This window comes from Vibrio sp. B183 (assembly GCF_000740665.1).
Lineage (GTDB): Bacteria > Pseudomonadota > Gammaproteobacteria > Enterobacterales > Vibrionaceae > Vibrio > Vibrio coralliilyticus.
On sequence record NZ_JPQB01000018.1, the window covers coordinates 25,313 to 42,271 of the forward strand.

Sequence of the window (16,959 nt, forward strand, 5' to 3'; positions counted from 1 at the left end):
AATGTACCGTATTTATTGGACTGCTTTTTGTAGCCTATTGACCAAAGAGGTTAATCGTTTTACTCGAATTTGGGTTCAGACCTTAGTGCCGCCAGCGATCACTATGACTCTGTACTTCATTATTTTTGGTAGCCTGATTGGTTCTCGAATTGGTGAAATGAACGGCTTTAGCTATATGGAATACATAGTGCCGGGCTTGATCATGATGTCTGTCATCACCAACTCATATTCCAATGTGGCTTCTTCCTTTTTCAGTGCTAAATTTCAGAAAAATATCGAAGAGCTATTGGTGGCTCCCGTCCCTAACTATGTGATCATTTGGGGATTTGTCATGGGCGGAGTAGTACGCGGTTTACTGGTCGGTACCATTGTGACTTTTGTGTCGCTGTTCTTTGTTGATCTGCAAGTAGATCACTGGGGCATTATCATCGCAACCGTATTTATGACGTCAGTGGTGTTCTCATTGGGTGGCTTGATAAATGCGGTTTACGCGAAGACGTTCGATGATATTTCGATCATCCCCACCTTTGTGCTGACTCCGCTCACTTACCTCGGTGGTGTCTTCTATTCGATTAGCCTGTTGCCTGAATTCTGGCAAGGTGTGTCGAAAATAAACCCAATTGTCTATATGGTCAATGCATTCCGTTATGGTTTCTTGGGTGTTTCGGATGTTGGGATTGTGACCTCATTTGGTGTGCTCGGTGTGTTTGTTGTTGCTTTATACGCCGTTGCTCACTATTTGGTGACCAAAGGCATTGGGCTGCGAAGCTAATTGTCAATTCGCTTATTGAACCAAAAAGAAAAGGGTTGACGCTTTAACGTCAACCCTTTTTTTGTGCTTGCTTCTCGTTATTCAGCGCTTTCTGACGAGGCTTCAGTGTTTTCTTCTTCCTTCGCCTCTACCACCATTTCAACGACTTGATTGTCGATCAAACGGGCTTGGCCTAAGAAAGCGGACATTAAGATCACCGCTTGAGTCGTTTCTGCTGTGACGGCTTGGAGAGTACGCGCATCACGGATAAAAATCTCATCCGGCTGTAACCCAGCAGCGCGAAGCTGATCGCTGGCATCTTCAATCACAGAAGCGTAATCATCACGTCCACCACGTATAGCGCTGCTGATCCAACGCATTGTACGTGCGAGTACCGGCGCACGTTGTCGTTCATCAATCGTCAGCAGGCCGTTGCGTGAGCTCATCGCTAGACCATCCATTTCACGTACCGTAGTGACGCCAACGATATTAATGTCCATTGCCAAATCTTCAGTCATTTTGCGAATGACAGCCAGCTGTTGGAAGTCTTTCTCACCGAAGCAAGCGGCGTCGGGTTGGACAATATTAAATAGCTTGGTTACCACTGTCGCAACACCACGGAAATGACCGGGGCGCGAGGCACCTTCAAGGATATTCGACAACCCAGTGACTTCGATTGAAGTTTGTTTGTCTAGACCCTCTGGATAAATGACTTCTGGGGTTGGTGTGAAAACAATCTCAACGCCTTCACCACTCAGTTTGCTGAGGTCATCTTCCAGGGTACGTGGGTAGTTGTTAAGGTCATCACTGCGGTCAAACTGCATCGGGTTGACAAAAATGCTTACCACGACGACGTCAGCGTGCTCACGCGCTTTACGAACTAGAGTGAGGTGACCTTCATGCAGGTTCCCCATTGTCGGAACAAAGGCGATTTTGCGGCCGTCACGCTTATACTGTTTGATTTGCTCGCGAAGAGCGGCAATTTCAGCAAAAGTTTGCATCAGTCAAATCCTTACGCAATTGTGTGGGCTTCACCTGGGAATGCGCCACTTTCAACTTCGTCTTTGTACATAGCTACAGCTTTACGCATGTCGCCCGTTTCAGCAAGGAAGTTCTTTGAGAACTTCGGCATGTAATTGGCTGAAATTCCAAACATATCATGCATGACTAAGATCTGGCCGTCGGTGGCATTGCCAGCACCGATACCGATGACAGGTACGTCACATACTTCAGTAATGCGCGAAGCAAGATCACGTGGCACACACTCAAGCAAGATCACCTGCGCACCCGCTTCTTGAAGTGCCAATGCGTCGCGAACCATACGGTCTGCTTTGTCTTGATCACGCCCTTGAACTTTAAAACCACCAAAGATATTGACCGATTGTGGCGTCAGACCTAAGTGAGCACACACAGGTACGGCACGCTCGGTTAGCATTTTGACTGTATCGACTAGCCAATCGCCGCCTTCAATTTTGACCATGTTTGCACCAGCTCGCATGATCTGAGCGGCACTTTCGCACGCTTGCTCAGGTGTCGCGTAGCTCATGAATGGCATATCAGCCATCAGCAGGCAGTTAGGGCTGCCAGCACGCACACAGCGAGTATGGTAAGCAATCTCTTCCACTGTCACTGGGAGTGTGTCACGTGTGCCTTGCAGAACCATGCCCAGTGAATCGCCAACCAGTAGTACTGGCATTTCTTCACTTTCGAACAGTTGAGCGAAGCTCGCGTCATAAGCTGTAGAAGTAGCAAATTTACGACCTTCCTGCTTCCAGTTCATTAGGTCGTTTATGGTGATTTTTTTCATGATTTTTCCTTTTAAGGAGTTGGCTATGATTGCCAAATACGCAGACCGTTTTGCTCAACGACTTTTAATAGGTCTTCCAGTCTGGTCCCACATGGGAGGGTTAAATTTGGTGCGATTTCCGCGAGCGGGTAGAGCACGAATTCGCGCTCCTTCATTCCATAGTGAGGAACAGTCAGACGCTCGGAATCCATCACCTCATTGCCGTAAAGAACAATATCTAAGTCCAGGGTTCTTGGGCCCCATCGCTCATCTTTACGGACACGCCCTTGCTCTTGCTCGATAGCTTGAGTGCAATCGAGCAGTTCAAGTGGCGTTAATTCAGTTGTGATTTCGACCACCGCATTGATGTAATCCGGTTGGTCTTGCGGCCCCATTGGGGTACTGCTATACAAGTTTGAGCTTTGCTTAAACTGGGATTTTGGCAGTTGCTTAAGCGCTCCGATAGCATCATTCGCCTGTGTAACGGGATCAGCAAGATTACTGCCCACCGCAATAAAAACAGTGCTCATGATGTTGAAGCCTTGGTTTTTTTCTTGCGAAATGGTTTACGACGACGCTTTTTGCCCTGCTCAGGAGACTCTGCGTCCAAATCTGCCACCATGGACTGGCGTATGTTGCGTCCTGCGTTTTGGAAGGTTTCCCACCATTTGGCTAATTGTTCAGTTTCACCACCTTCAACTTCACCTCGCATTTCAAGAAAATCAAAGCCAGCACGGAACTTGTTAAGTTCCATTAAGCGGAAAGCGCGTTTGCCATTACGACGTGGCATACGCAGTTGCAATTGCCAGATTTCGCGAATCGTTGCGGTATGGCGGCGAGGGATGGCTATCGTACGAACCTGTTCATCGAGGATGTAATTACTGGCTTCCATTATCGCATCATAGGCAGAGAGTTTACGTTTCTCCATCAGTAGTTCGGCACGGGTTTGCAGTGGGTACCACAACATAGCCGCGAACATGAAAGCAGGATTAATTCGTTTGCCTTCTTCGATGCGTTGATCGGTAGAATCTAAAACGAGATCCAGCATCTGCTCGGTTTTTGAGGAGTATTCCTCTGTGAAGTCTTCAGAGATAACAGGGAAGAGTTGCTGGAATAGGTTGTACTCACGCATCAGGTGGTAGGTTTCTAAACCATAACCTGATTGCAGCATCTTGAGTGATTCTTCGTACAGGCGTGCCGATGGAATATCACGTAGCAGTGGTGACATTTCTTCAATAGGTGCTGCTGTATCTTCCTCGATATCGAAGTCTAGCTTTACGGCAAAGCGAATGGCACGCAGCATGCGCACTGGATCTTCGCGATAACGCGTTTCAGGATCGCCAATCAGGCGCACTAATCTGTCTTCTAAATCTTCATTACCGCCAGCATAGTCATGAATCGCATAATCACCGATGTTGTAGTACATCGCATTGATAGTGAAGTCACGGCGTTCCGCGTCTTCGTCAATGGTGCCATAGACGTTATCGCGCAACAGCATGCCTTCTTTCGATTGCTGAGAAATATTTTTGCTGGTTTCTTGATGGTGACCGCGGAAAGTCGCTACTTCAATAATATCGCGGCCAAACATGATATGCGCTAGACGAAAACGGCGGCCAATCAGGCGGCAGTTCTTGAACAACTGGCGAATTTGCTCAGGTGTGGCATTGGTTGCGATATCGAAATCTTTTGGGTTCTGTGCAAGCAGCAGATCGCGCACGCCTCCACCGACAAGGAAGGCATCAAAGCCTGCACCATGAAGTCGGTATAGCACCTTCAATGCATTGTCGCTGATTTGCTTGCGAGAGATATTATGCTCTTGGCGAGTAATAATGTTCAGAGATAACTCTGGATAACTGTCTTTTTCGCTTGGTGTATAGTCGTTTTTAGTCATGTGCATCTGTTACTCATTAGCGAGGCATGTCTTGAAATACCTAGTGTTGAGTATGCCTGTATAGGACTTGCTGATGATTCCGTTTATGCCCTTGGGGCGAATTTGCGGCTAATAATAGCTTACAGTGAGCGGTTTGAGAATCTTGCTTTGATTTCAGTCGTGTCAGGTAACTGGTTGATATGCCAGTTTTTGACTCCCCACTCTATGATATCTTCTATATCAGCCTGTTCAATTTCCCTATTAATATCAAAACCTAAGAAGCGCATGGCTTCAATCAAAGCGGGTTTTGGGTTGCCATTATCAATCGCTGGCGCATGGTTCTGCTTGGATAACTTATGACCATGTTCATCGAGTGCTAAAGGCAGGTGCAGATAACGAATGGGTGTTTTTCCCAGTATCTGATAGAGACTGAGCTGTCTCCCCGTTGGCTCGATCAAATCGGCGCCACGGACGACTTCAGTCACCCCTTGCTCAATATCATCCAATACTACTGCAAGGTTATACGCAAATAATCCGTCTCGGCGCTTTATAATAAAATCTTCATCTGCCAGTTGCGAGGGAATGTTGAGTCGGCCGTGTTTGCGATCATCAAAATGGTAGACTGGATGCGTCATCTTGAGGCGAATCGCACACTCAGAATGATTCGTCAGTGTGAGCTGACGGCAGGTTCCGTTGTAAAAGCCACCCATTGCTTTCACCTGCTTACGCGTGCATTGGCAGTAATACGCTTGCTGTGCGTCTAGCCATCGCTCTATCTGTTCTTGATACAAATCGTGTCGCTGGCTTTGATAGACCACCTCACCGTCCCAGTGAAGGTGATAGGCGTCGAGCGTGTTGAGGATTAAGTCGGAAGCTCCGGGCATTTCTCTCGGTGGATCAAGGTCTTCGATTCGAACCAACCATTGTCCTTGTTGAGATTTGGCCTGTAAGTAACTGCCTAGCGCGGCAACCAAAGAGCCGAAATGAAGCGGGCCTGAAGGTGACGGGGCAAAGCGTCCTATATAACTCATACACTTTTTGTCGCAATAAAACTAAAAAGGGAGCATACGCTCCCTTGATTCTTTGGTCAAAAGCAGTGGTTTAGCCTTGCATCTGCTTTTCTTTGATCTCGGCCAGTGTCTTACAATCAATACACAGATCTGCGGTTGGGCGAGCTTCCAGACGACGAATACCAATCTCGATACCACAAGAGTCACAGAAGCCAAACTCATCTTCTTCGATTTTGTTCAGCGTTTTCTCGATCTTCTTGATTAGACGACGTTCGCGGTCACGGTTGCGCAGCTCTAGGCTGAATTCTTCTTCCTGAGACGCACGGTCAACTGGATCTGGGAAATTTGCCGCTTCGTCCTGCATATGGTGAACGGTGCGATCAACTTCTTCCCTGAGCTGGTTGCGCCATGCTGTCAAAATTTTCGTGAAATGAGCCAGTTGCTCTGGTGACATGTACTCTTCACCAGCTTTCTCTGTGTATGGCTCAACCCCTGCAATGGCTAGGATGCCTAGCGCTTTTTTCTTCGATTCTGGCATGCAGCATCTCCTACTAACACCTAGTCAACTGCGCTCGCAGTTAAATTTTAAGGCGGCTATCTATAGCAAAAAGAACAATTCGAGGCAAACTCTAGAGAGTAAACTTGCTGCCTATGTGAAGGCGACATCATTTTTTCTCTCAATAGGTGAAATTGATACGTTCCACCAGCTTCATCTCGGTGTTTGAAAGCTCCGCTTTGTAGCACAAAACTTCCACCCCTTGCTCCTGTGCGCTTTTCAACAATTGTGAATATTTTGCGTCTATATGGTGTGCTGGAGAGACTTTTTCAATCCCTGAATGTAAAACAGTGAACAAAAGTACTGCTCTGCTTCCATTTTGCGCCATTTCTGTGAGCTCTCTCAGGTGCTTTTGACCACGGGTGGTCACAGCATCGGGAAAGTAGCCTTGTCCTTGTTTTTCCTCATCAAGTAGCGTAACGCTTTTCACCTCTATATAGCACGTTGGTTGGTGTTGTGATTTGAGCAAGATATCAATCCGGCTATTTTCACTACCGTATTTGACCTCTGTTTTGAGCTGCTCATAACCTTGTAATTCTTCAATAACACCCGCTTCAATTGCTTCAACCGCCAATTGATTGGCACGTGCAGTATTGATGCAAATACGATGCCCATTCGAAGTTTGTGTCAGTTCCCAACTATTGGGGTATTTGCGTTTAGGGTTATCGGATGTGGAGTACCAAACGGTGTTACCAGCAGTCGCACAGTCGGTCATTGCCCCTGTGTTGGCACAGTGAATGGTACGTTCGCTGCCATCTGGCAAGGTAATGTCAGCCAGAAAGCGCTTGTAGCGCTTAATTAAGATTGCAGATTCGAGTGGGGGATCAAACTTCATTTAGAACTGGATTTATGTACAATATTCACATCATTACACCATAAGGTTTTTCCATTGTCACAGCTGCCTATCGAGAGCGTGATGCATGAGCTACTCTCAAGCGTGCGAACTCGTTCTCAAGTTATCCTCAAAGCTGCGCCCGGTGCCGGTAAATCCACCTACTTTCCTCTGCAATTGCTTCGTGAGAATGTTGTTGAAGGGAAAATCATCATGCTCGAACCCAGACGTCTTGCTGCGCGTAACATCGCTCGTTATTTGGCTCAGCAACTGGGAGAAAATGTCGGGCAGCAGGTGGGTTATAGAGTGCGGGGAGAAACCAAAGTAGGCCCAGATACTAAGTTGGAGATTGTGACTGAGGGCATTATGACCCGAATGATCCAGTCAGATCCTGAACTCGATGGTATCTCACTGCTAATTTTTGATGAATTTCATGAACGTAGCATTCATGCTGATACCGCATTGGCGTTCAGCCTCGAGATTCAAGAAGCATTTCGTGAGGATCTAAAACTGGTGGTGATGTCGGCAACACTTGATCAGCGGGCGTTGAGCCAACTGATGCCGGATGCGATATACATTGAGTCTCAAGGTCGCAGTTTTCCTGTTGAATATCGCTATCAGCCGCTAAAACCGAATGAGCGATTGGAAGAGGTGATGGCTAAGCAAATTGCTTCGCTGCTCAGCAAAGAATCTGGCTCTGTTTTGGCTTTTTTACCTGGTGTTGCGGCAATAAAGCGTGTGGCTGAGAGAATGGGTGAGCTACCGGACAACGTTGAAGTGTGCCCTTTGTACGGACAACTTAGTTTTGCTCAGCAGCAAGCGGCAATTCAGTCTGCACCCAACGGTAAACGTAAGGTGGTGTTGGCGACCAATATTGCTGAAACGTCATTAACGATCGAAGGCATTCGTTTGGTCGTGGATGCTGGGTTAGAGCGAGTGGCGAAGTTTGATTTAAAAAGCGGTGTGACGAAACTGGAACAAAATAGAATTGCTCAATCTTCAGCGGAGCAGCGCGCAGGACGTGCCGGGCGTATTGAGCCGGGGATTTGCCTGCGTCTGTACAGTGAAAGCCAGTTGAATCAGCAACCAGAAGTACCTTCGGCGGAAATTCTTCACTCAGATTTGGCTGCATTAACATTAGAGTTAGCACAGTGGGGCGCAGCGGATGCCACTGAGCTGAAATGGCTCGATGTCCCTCCTCAGAGTAGCCTGAATCAATCTCGCCGTTTGCTGAACAAATTGGGGCTTTTAGATGACAAACACCAGTTAACAGAACATGGTCGGCTGGCAAGCGAGTTCGGTGTTGAACCGCGAATCGCTGCGATGCTGATGCACTCTGAACAACAACGCTGGAAAAATACTGCCTCGGCGGTGGCTGCTCTGCTAGAGGAACCTGAGCGCAACGTGCTTGATTTCATGCACAGTATTGATCGCTTTAAGCGCGGCCTTCACAGCAAACAGAAAATCGTGCTGCAGCGTGGACAAGCTTTGGCGCGTAAGTTATCTGTGAACTTTTCGCTTCAAGACGTTGATGAATCTCTAGTCGCAGTGATTTTGGCGACGGCTTTTCCGGACCGTATTGGCCAACTGAGAAAAGGGCAGGCGGGTAAGTTCTTATTGGCGAACGGTCATGGGGCTGAAATGGCCGATGACGAACGCCTCGCGACCGCTGAGTATTTGGTGGTGGCTGATTTGATGCGTAGCCACTCTGATGCCTCAAGAGTTTTTCTCGCCTCGGAACTGGACATCACTGCAATCGAGAAATGGCTTCCTCACTTGATTGAAGAGAAAGAGAGTGTCGATTGGGATGACAACAAAGGGCGATTGATAGCAGAACATCAACGTAACCTTGGGCGATTGGTGATTGAACGTCGTCCACTCCCTGAGCCAGATAAACAAAAAATTACTCAGGCTTTACTCAACTGTGTCCGTCGAAAAGGCTTGGGCGTATTAAACTGGTCAGCAAGCAGTCTAGAAACCTTAGAGCGTATTCGCTGCGCAGCTGAATGGTTACCAGAACATCAATGGCCCGGTGTTTCTGATGCAGAATTGTTGGACAATCTAGAACAATGGTTAGAGCCTTATCTAGTTGGAGTAAGTTCACTCAAAGCGTTAGCTAAAGTGGATTTGGAGCCTGCCCTAATGGCCTATATTGCTTGGCCACTCAGTCAGGAAATCGACCAATGGTTACCGACTCACTACATCGTACCTACAGGTTCGAAGAAGAAGATACGTTATCAATTCGGTCAAGAGCCGGTACTTTCGGTGCGAATGCAGGAAATGTTTGGCGAACAGAGGTCGCCTCACATTGCTGAGGGGCGTAAAACCTTAGTGGTGGAATTACTATCCCCAGCACAGCGACCGCTGCAAGTAACGCAGGATTTAGCTAGCTTCTGGGCGGGAGCATACAAAGAAGTGCAAAAAGAAATGAAAGGGCGTTATCCAAAGCACGTTTGGCCAGACGATCCGGCTAGCCATATGGCAACGACCAAAACTAAGCGACAACTGAAATAATGACCAAGAAAAAAACACCTGCGAGCAGCAAAGCCAAAACAACTAAGAAGCCAGTTCGCAAAAGGGCGACAGCGAGACGCAAGCCAACAAAAAAAGGCCAACGTAGCTGGTTGAAAATTGTATGGGGAGTGACCTGGAAGCTTGGTCTTGCTGGGTTTGCCTTACTGCTGTTTGTCGGTATTTACTTAGACAGTGTGGTTAAACAGCGTTTCGAAGGTCAGCTGTTTGATCTGCCGACCGTGGTTTACGCTCGCATTCTTAACCTTTCTCCGGGTGATTCGATTTCGATTCAGGAAGTTCGCAACGAACTCGATGTGCTCAACTACCGTAAAGTACGCCAGCCTCGTTATCCTGGTGAGTATTCGTCGTCGTCAACCAAAATTGAACTGATTCGCCGTCCATTTGAGTTTACTGATGGGCCGGAGCCTGATCGTCATGTGATGCTGCATTTTGACCGTTCTGGCTTACTTCGTATTCAGTCGCTCGAATCCTCCGGTGATCTGGGCTATTTGCGGATCGAGCCGAAGATGTTGGGCATGCTGGAAAAAAATCATGATGAGCAGCGTCTGTTCTTGAGGCGTGACCAGTTTCCTGAAGTCATGGTTGATGCATTACTGGCTACTGAAGACCGAGACTTTTATCAGCATGATGGAGTATCCCCGTTTGCGATTGCCCGAGCATTAGTTGCCAATGTCAAAGCGGGTCGTACGGTGCAAGGCGGGAGTACCCTGACTCAGCAGCTCGCGAAGAACATCTTTCTCTCCAGTGATCGAACGCTTTGGCGTAAGATCCGTGAAGCCTACATCGCATTGATCATTGATTATCGCTACAGCAAAGATCGTATTCTGGAAGGCTATCTTAATGAAGTGTATTTAGGACAAAGCCGCGGGGAAGCCATTCACGGCTTTGGGCTGGCTTCCCGTTTATATTTTGGACAGCCGATTCAAGAATTGCGTATTGACCAGCTCGCCTTGCTGGTGGGCATGGTAAAGGGGCCATCTTACTACAACCCGGTACGCTTCCCTGAACGCGCCAAAGAGCGTCGAGATTTAGTGCTTCGCCTGATGATGCAGCAGGGGATCCTGAGTGCTAACCAGTACGATATGGCAGCCAGTCGCCCACTGGATATTCAGGATAATCCGCGCATTGCCAGCCGTCAGCCAGCTTACTTTCAGCAACTGAAGATAGAGCTCAAAGAGAAAGTCGGTGATGCGTTTCAGTCGGATATTGGTCTCAGGGTGTTTACCTCTCTCGATCCAGTTTCTCAACAAGAGCTGGAACAGGCCATTGCCAAGAAAATACCTCAGCTAAGCAAAGTCGCTGGCAAGTCACTTGAAGGGGCGGCAATCGCCGTTGACCGCCATACCGGAGAAATTCGCGCTATGGTCGGAGGTAAACGGACAGGGTACGACGGATTCAATCGTGCGCTTAACGCCAGTCGTCAGATAGGTTCGTTAGCTAAACCGGCGGTCTATCTCACCGCTTTAGAGCAGCCTGACAAATACAATCTGGCGACGACTTTACACGATAAACCGATCAGCCTTAAAGGTTCTAAAGGCAGTGTTTGGTCGCCGCGCAACTATGACCGTAAGTTCCGAGGAGATGTGCCTTTGTACATTGCATTGGCAAAATCCCTCAATGTACCGACCGTTCAGTTGGGCATGCAGCTCGGTATTCCAAATGTTGTTAATACCTTGGAGAAGTTGGGTGTTGATCGAAATGAAATTCGTCCTGTGCCATCAATGTTCCTTGGTTCCTTCACATTAACACCATTCCAGGTCGCACAGATGTATCAGACGTTGACCAATTCGGGCAAGAGAGCCCCCTTGTCTGCGTTGCGTTCTGTAGTCGATTTAGAAGGTAATGCCCTGTATCAGTCACTGCCTCGCATGTCTCAAACTATCGACCAGCAAGCAGCTTGGCTGACAACCTACGCAATGAAGCGCGGCGTTCTCGAAGGAACAGGCCGTTATCTCAACAGCCAGTTTGGCTGGGCGGCGTTAGCTGGAAAAACGGGAACCAGTAACGATACGCGTGACAGCTGGTTTGTTGGTGTCGATGGACGCGAAGTAACCACTATCTGGCTTGGGCGAGATGACAATAAACCGACCAAACTCACGGGCTCCAGTGGTGCGTTAAGAGTCTATGCAGAATATCTCAATCACCGCATGCCGGAAAAACTGACGTTACCTTGGCCAAAAGGGATCAGTACTCTTGGTTTTTCTCATACTGAGCAAGGCAGCCTGAAACTGGACTGCGATAATCAGTTTAAGTTGCCAGTTTGGGACACAAACAATGTGCTCAAGCAGCAGTGTGACAGCAAACCCACTCAATGGATTAAGAAAATATTTAGTTGGTAAACAGTTGGTTGTGTCAATAATATAAAACTATCGGCTTCTGTAGGTTTGCGAATGAGACGGGAACTCTAGAGTGAAAAAACTAGTCTGGCTTCTATTTACATCTGCGTTTGTGTTACCAAGCGCGGCGTTTTCTGATACAGGAGAATATGTTGCACCAGAACGGCCAAAAATCGCGGTGGTTCTAGCAGGTGGTGGTGCCAAGGGGGCGGCGCACATCGGTGTTTTGAAAGCGCTTGAAGAGCTCAGAATTCCTGTCGACTATATAACGGGTACCAGTATGGGGGCCTACGTGGGCGGCTTGTACGCAACAGGTATGAGTGCGGATGAAATTGAAAGCCTGACTGAGACCATAGATTGGAACAGTGGCTACCGTGATCGGGTTGATCGTAGCCAACGTCGTGTACGTGATAAAGAATACGAAGACCGATTCCAACTGACGACAGATTTAGGCCTCGGTTGGAGTGGAGTGCGTGCCGCGCGCGGTATTGTACAAGGGCAGGGAATGCTCAGAATTCTGCGTGAGTCGTCTGGCAACCTTCCACCGTTTGAGTCTTTCGATGAACTCGCCATTCCTTATCGCTCAGTCGCAACCGACATTCTGGAGCTCAAACCTGTTGTTATACAAAACGGCTACCTCGTTGATGCCATGATGGCCAGTATGTCGGTTCCGGGGGCGTTACCGCCTTACGAACTCAATGGTCAGCTTCTGGTGGATGGTGGTGTAACCAACAACATGCCTGTCAATGTTGCACGAGATCTAGGCGCAGATATCGTTATTGCGGTTGATATTAGTACCGATTACAAAGACGAAGAAGACTTCACAACGTTGTTCACCGTAGCGGATCAACTGTCGAATTATTTAGTGCGCAGCACAACTAACCGTCAAGCCAAAACGCTGACGGAAGACGATGTTTTCCTTAAGCCTCAAGTTGGCGATATGGAAACGACAGAGTTTGACAAGATGCCCGAAGCATTTAAAAAGGGTTATCAAATTGCCATTCAAAACCAAGAATTACTCAAACGCTACAGCGTGTCTTCATCTGAGTATCAGAATTACGTTGATCACAAAGAGGATGTACGCAGAAAACTGAGGTATGGCGATGAAATTAAGGTCGATAAAGTCGTTATCCATAACCACACTCATTACAGTGATGATGTATTAAAAAAGCACTTGGGTCTTGATTCGGGTCATCGCTATAAAACGTCCGAAGTCGAGCAGGGTGTTCAGAACCTTTATGCGCTGGATCGTTTTGAATTGATTACTTATCGCTATGACAAAATTGACGATCAAGATGCCTTGATTGTTAACGTCAAAGAAAAGTCTTGGGGGCCGAACTATGTGAACTTCCGTTTCTTCCTTGAAGATGACTTTGACACTGACAGCCAGTACGCGATAGGGATATCGACCAATTTTACTGATCTGAATGAATACGGTGCAGAGTTTACCCTCAATGTTGAAATGGGCACGGATAAACTCTTAGAAGGTGAGCTTTACAGTCCGTTATTTTCCAGTTCAGATCTCTTTACCACTTTGGGTATGACATTTAGCAATGAGAAGGTCAATGTGCCACCAGATGGGGGCGATGTACCGTCACTAAAAGCGACTCAAGATTTTATCCCGATATCTTTCACTGAATGGGAGTCTGAGTGGGCTATTGGTTACCAAGATACCTTGTGGCGCCGATTTAAAGTCGGTGTCAGATACACTGATGGTTCTGGAGAACTCGCGTCGCTGCCATCACTAGGCGATGTGTCATTTAAGAGATTAGGCGCATTTGCCAATTATCGCATCGACACCTTAGATAACTACAGTTTGCCCAGTAGGGGTTTGTACCTGAATCTGGATTACTTAGTGTCACATGATGAAAGCGTCGGAAGTCCAGGCAGTGTCTTCGATGGTCATGACGAAGATACGGCTTATGAATATGGCGCTAAGATCATCTATGCCAATAGCTTTTCTCGCCATACTTTGGTCGCAAACCTCGACGTTGGAGTGGTAGAAAGTAAAAACTCCTCTCTTATTATCGACCCCAAAGAGCTCGGCGGCTTTCTCAATTTATCAGGTATTCCACGTAACAGCTTGATTGGTCAGAACAAAGCATTTGGTAGCTTGGTGTACCGTTATCGCTGGTTTGACAATGATTTTGGTCTGTTCTCTTCCCCGTTTTATTTGGGGGCATCGTTTGAATACGGCGGTGTGTGGTCAGATCCAAGCGTCAAGCTTGATACCGCACCACTATATGCCGCGGGCTCAGTGTTTGCGGGGGTTGACTCCCCAGTTGGGCCAGTCATGTTTGGTTATGGTCGAACAGAACAAAACTTCGATTCTATATACCTGATTATAGGGACGAGCTTTAAATAGTTATTCAATAATTGATTTCGTCAATCTCCCATTCTCAAAGCAGGGAATTGACGGAATTAAGCAAGGAAAATCATAGAACTTTAGTCTTAAGTTGCTATGTTGGTCAAAATGATGAGATTTTAATTTATCGTTAAATTTGCTATTCTACCGCCCACAGTTTGGCCTCTCTGGCACTGTTTCTCACTCAAAATGAATGAAAAATATGGCAAAAGGAGAGCCAAGTTTCCAAGGATGTTCACTTCGTTACGTTGAATAATAGTAATAATAACGGAGGAACCGCAATGAGAGGAAAAAGTCGTGCTTGAAGCCTACCGTAAACACGTCGCAGAGCGTGCTGCTGAAGGAGTTGTTCCTAAACCACTAGACGCCGAGCAAGTTGCTGGTCTTGTCGAACTTCTGAAAAATCCCCCTCAAGGTGAAGAAGCTGTAATTCTTGACCTACTAGAGAATCGTATCCCACCTGGCGTAGATGAAGCTGCATATGTCAAAGCAGGTTTTCTGACGGCTATTACCAAAGGCGAAGTGGAATCACCACTGGTAAGTCGTGAAAAAGCAGCTGAGCTGTTGGGTACGATGCAGGGCGGCTACAATATTGCTCCGCTAGTTGACCTTCTTGATGATGACGCTTTGGCATCTATTGCTGCAAAAGCACTGTCTCACACTCTACTTATGTTTGATGCTTTCTACGACGTAGAAGAGAAAGCGAAAGCAGGTAACACTTACGCACAGCAAGTACTGCAATCTTGGGCTGATGCTGAGTGGTTTACCTCTAAAGAAAAAGTAGCAGAAAAAATTACCGTTAAAGTATTCAAAGTCACTGGTGAAACTAACACTGATGACTTGTCTCCGGCACCTGATGCATGGTCACGTCCAGATATCCCAGTGCACGCGAAAGCGATGCTTAAAATGGAGCGTGACGGTATCAACCCAGATCAACCGGGTAGCGTTGGTCCAATCAATCAAATTGAAGAGCTGCAAAAAGATGGTATTCCATTGGCTTACGTCGGTGATGTCGTGGGTACAGGTTCTTCACGTAAGTCGGCTACGAACTCTGTGCTTTGGTTCATGGGTGAAGATATCCCTTACGTTCCAAATAAGCGCACAGGCGGTATCTGTTTAGGCGGTAAGATTGCACCAATCTTCTACAACACGATGGAAGATTCTGGTGCGCTTCCAATCGAACTTAATGTGCAAGACATGAACATGGGTGATGTGATTGAAATTTACCCGTATGAAGGTGTTGTACGTAAAGATGGCGCAGAAATCTCAAACTTTGAGCTGAGCAAGGTACTTCTTGATGAAGTGCGTGCTGGTGGTCGTATCCCGCTGATCATTGGTCGTGGCCTAACAAGTCGTGCTCGTACTTCACTAGGTCTTGAAGAAACTGATCTGTTTGCTAAGCCTGTAGACCCGTCCGCTTCTAACAAAGGTTACACACTGGCTCAGAAGATGGTCGGTAAAGCATGTGGCGTTGAAGGTGTTCGTGCAGGTCAATACTGTGAGCCTAAGATGACCACCGTAGGTTCTCAGGATACAACAGGCCCTATGACGCGTGATGAGCTAAAAGACCTTGCGTGTCTTGGCTTCTCGGCTGATCTAGTGATGCAGTCTTTCTGTCATACTTCTGCGTATCCAAAACCAGTCGACGTAAACACGCACCATACTCTGCCTGATTTCATCATGAACCGTGGTGGTGTTTCTCTTCGTCCAGGCGATGGCGTTATCCACTCATGGCTAAACCGTATGCTTCTTCCTGATACTGTTGGTACAGGTGGTGACTCACATACTCGTTTCCCTCTAGGTATTTCATTCCCAGCTGGTTCTGGTCTAGTTGCGTTTGCTGCAGCGACAGGTGTTATGCCTCTGGATATGCCAGAATCAATCTTGGTTCGCTTTAAAGGTGAAATGCAGCCAGGTATCACACTACGTGACTTGGTTCATGCGATTCCTTACTACGCAATTCAGCAAGGTCTATTGACGGTTGAGAAAGCAGGTAAGATCAACGAATTCTCTGGCCGTGTACTTGAAATCGAAGGTGTTGAACACCTAACCGTAGAGCAGGCATTTGAGCTTTCAGATGCTTCTGCAGAGCGTTCAGCGGCAGGTTGTACAGTTAAGCTGTCTCAAGAGTCGATTGAAGAATACCTAAACTCGAACATCACCATGCTTAAGTGGATGATTTCTGAAGGTTACGGTGACCGTCGTACTATTGAGCGTCGTATCACGGCGATGGAAGAGTGGTTGGCGAATCCTGACTTGATGGAAGCAGATGCAGACGCAGAATACGCTCACATCATTGAAATCGATCTAGCAGAAATTGATCAGCCAATTCTGTGTGCTCCAAACGATCCGGATGATGCCCGTCTACTCTCTGAAGTTCAGGGTACAAACATCGATGAAGTCTTCATCGGTTCTTGTATGACTAACATCGGTCACTTCCGTGCTGCAGGTAAGCTGCTAGAGCAATTCGGTGGTCAGTTAGATACTCGCCTCTGGGTTGCGCCACCAACGAAGATGGACCGCGATCAGCTAACTGAAGAAGGTTACTACGGTATTTACGGCCGTGCTGGCGTGCGTATTGAAACGCCAGGTTGTTCACTATGTATGGGTAACCAGGCACGTGTGGCAGATAAGGCGACAGTAATGTCGACTTCGACACGTAACTTCCCGAACCGTTTAGGTACTGGTGCTAACGTTTATCTAGCTTCTGCTGAGCTTTCGGCAGTTGGTGCGATTCTAGGTAAGATTCCAACCAAGGAAGAGTATCTAGAGTACGCTAAGCAAATCGATGCGACAGCAGCAGACACATACCGTTACTTGAACTTCCATAAGATGGATCAGTACACCAAGAAAGCGGATTCAGTGATTTTCCAAGAGCCTGCATAAGCGCTTAGAAAGGATGATGAAAGCGTCTGCCT

General features: G+C 47.3%; 12 protein-coding genes. 5 read left to right on the plus strand and 7 right to left on the minus strand.

The window, feature by feature from the left end; translation table 11 throughout:
* Position 1 precedes the first annotated feature (1 nt).
* Entirely contained in the window at positions 2-772 is a 771-nt protein-coding gene (locus tag IX95_RS19530) for an ABC transporter permease (protein WP_006958117.1), read from the plus strand.
* A gap of 77 nt (positions 773-849) precedes the next feature.
* On the opposite strand, the gene panC is transcribed toward IX95_RS19530, so the two are convergent.
* The 7 genes from panC to sfsA form a co-directional block, all read right to left on the minus strand.
* Positions 850-1,752 carry a pantoate--beta-alanine ligase gene (panC, locus tag IX95_RS19535; protein WP_038163325.1) on the minus strand — a complete coding sequence of 301 codons (903 nt, stop codon included), beginning with the start codon at positions 1,750-1,752 and terminating at the stop codon, positions 850-852.
* Positions 1,753-1,763: 11 nt separating this feature from the next.
* A complete protein-coding gene (gene panB, locus IX95_RS19540; RefSeq protein WP_038163327.1) occupies positions 1,764-2,558 on the minus strand; it encodes a 3-methyl-2-oxobutanoate hydroxymethyltransferase in 795 nt (264 codons plus the stop codon).
* A 23-nt stretch (positions 2,559-2,581) separates the two neighbouring features.
* On the minus strand, positions 2,582-3,067 hold the full coding sequence (gene folK / locus IX95_RS19545; protein ID WP_038163330.1) for a 2-amino-4-hydroxy-6-hydroxymethyldihydropteridine diphosphokinase: 486 nt from the start codon (positions 3,065-3,067) through the stop codon (positions 2,582-2,584).
* A complete protein-coding gene (pcnB, locus tag IX95_RS19550; RefSeq protein WP_038163332.1) occupies positions 3,064-4,434 on the minus strand; it encodes a polynucleotide adenylyltransferase PcnB in 1,371 nt (456 codons plus the stop codon). The genes folK and pcnB overlap by 4 nt, the downstream gene beginning before the upstream one ends.
* Before the next feature lie 113 nt (positions 4,435-4,547).
* The gene (gene gluQRS, locus IX95_RS19555; protein ID WP_006958113.1) at positions 4,548-5,438 is read right to left on the minus strand and encodes a tRNA glutamyl-Q(34) synthetase GluQRS; all 891 of its coding nucleotides are present in this window, start codon (positions 5,436-5,438) and stop codon (positions 4,548-4,550) included.
* A 70-nt stretch (positions 5,439-5,508) separates the two neighbouring features.
* On the minus strand, positions 5,509-5,955 hold the full coding sequence (dksA, locus tag IX95_RS19560; RefSeq protein WP_006958112.1) for an RNA polymerase-binding protein DksA: 447 nt from the start codon (positions 5,953-5,955) through the stop codon (positions 5,509-5,511).
* Positions 5,956-6,094: 139 nt separating this feature from the next.
* A complete protein-coding gene (gene sfsA / locus IX95_RS19565; RefSeq protein WP_038163336.1) occupies positions 6,095-6,808 on the minus strand; it encodes a DNA/RNA nuclease SfsA in 714 nt (237 codons plus the stop codon).
* A 54-nt stretch (positions 6,809-6,862) separates the two neighbouring features.
* Here sfsA and hrpB point away from each other — a divergent pair, with 54 nt between their 5' ends.
* The 4 genes from hrpB to acnB all read left to right on the plus strand — a co-directional run bounded on the left by hrpB (position 6,863) and on the right by acnB (position 16,927).
* Positions 6,863-9,319 carry an ATP-dependent helicase HrpB gene (gene hrpB / locus IX95_RS19570; protein ID WP_038163338.1) on the plus strand — a complete coding sequence of 819 codons (2,457 nt, stop codon included), beginning with the start codon at positions 6,863-6,865 and terminating at the stop codon, positions 9,317-9,319.
* Complete coding sequence (mrcB, locus tag IX95_RS19575; protein WP_038163340.1) at positions 9,319-11,679, plus strand: penicillin-binding protein 1B; 2,361 nt, start codon at positions 9,319-9,321, stop codon at positions 11,677-11,679. Before hrpB ends, mrcB begins: the two co-directional genes overlap by 1 nt.
* Positions 11,680-11,749: 70 nt before the next feature.
* Positions 11,750-14,041, plus strand: a complete 2,292-nt coding sequence (locus tag IX95_RS19580) for a patatin-like phospholipase family protein (RefSeq protein WP_038163343.1) — start codon at positions 11,750-11,752, stop codon at positions 14,039-14,041.
* A gap of 297 nt (positions 14,042-14,338) precedes the next feature.
* The gene (gene acnB / locus IX95_RS19585) at positions 14,339-16,927 is read left to right on the plus strand and encodes a bifunctional aconitate hydratase 2/2-methylisocitrate dehydratase (protein WP_038163345.1); all 2,589 of its coding nucleotides are present in this window, start codon (positions 14,339-14,341) and stop codon (positions 16,925-16,927) included.
* The last annotated feature ends 32 nt before the right edge of the window (positions 16,928-16,959 follow it).

Coding starts and splice junctions, on each gene's coding strand:
- pcnB (WP_038163332.1), bottom strand. CDS start 4,434: ATGCACATGACTAAAAACGACTATACACCAAGCGAAAAAGACAGTTAT.
- gluQRS (WP_006958113.1), bottom strand. CDS start 5,438: ATGAGTTATATAGGACGCTTTGCCCCGTCACCTTCAGGCCCGCTTCAT.
- panC (WP_038163325.1), bottom strand. CDS start 1,752: ATGCAAACTTTTGCTGAAATTGCCGCTCTTCGCGAGCAAATCAAACAG.
- sfsA (WP_038163336.1), bottom strand. CDS start 6,808: ATGAAGTTTGATCCCCCACTCGAATCTGCAATCTTAATTAAGCGCTAC.
- folK (WP_038163330.1), bottom strand. CDS start 3,067: ATGAGCACTGTTTTTATTGCGGTGGGCAGTAATCTTGCTGATCCCGTT.
- mrcB (WP_038163340.1), top strand. CDS start 9,319: ATGACCAAGAAAAAAACACCTGCGAGCAGCAAAGCCAAAACAACTAAG.
- panB (WP_038163327.1), bottom strand. CDS start 2,558: ATGAAAAAAATCACCATAAACGACCTAATGAACTGGAAGCAGGAAGGT.
- IX95_RS19530 (WP_006958117.1), top strand. CDS start 2: ATGTACCGTATTTATTGGACTGCTTTTTGTAGCCTATTGACCAAAGAG.
- dksA (WP_006958112.1), bottom strand. CDS start 5,955: ATGCCAGAATCGAAGAAAAAAGCGCTAGGCATCCTAGCCATTGCAGGG.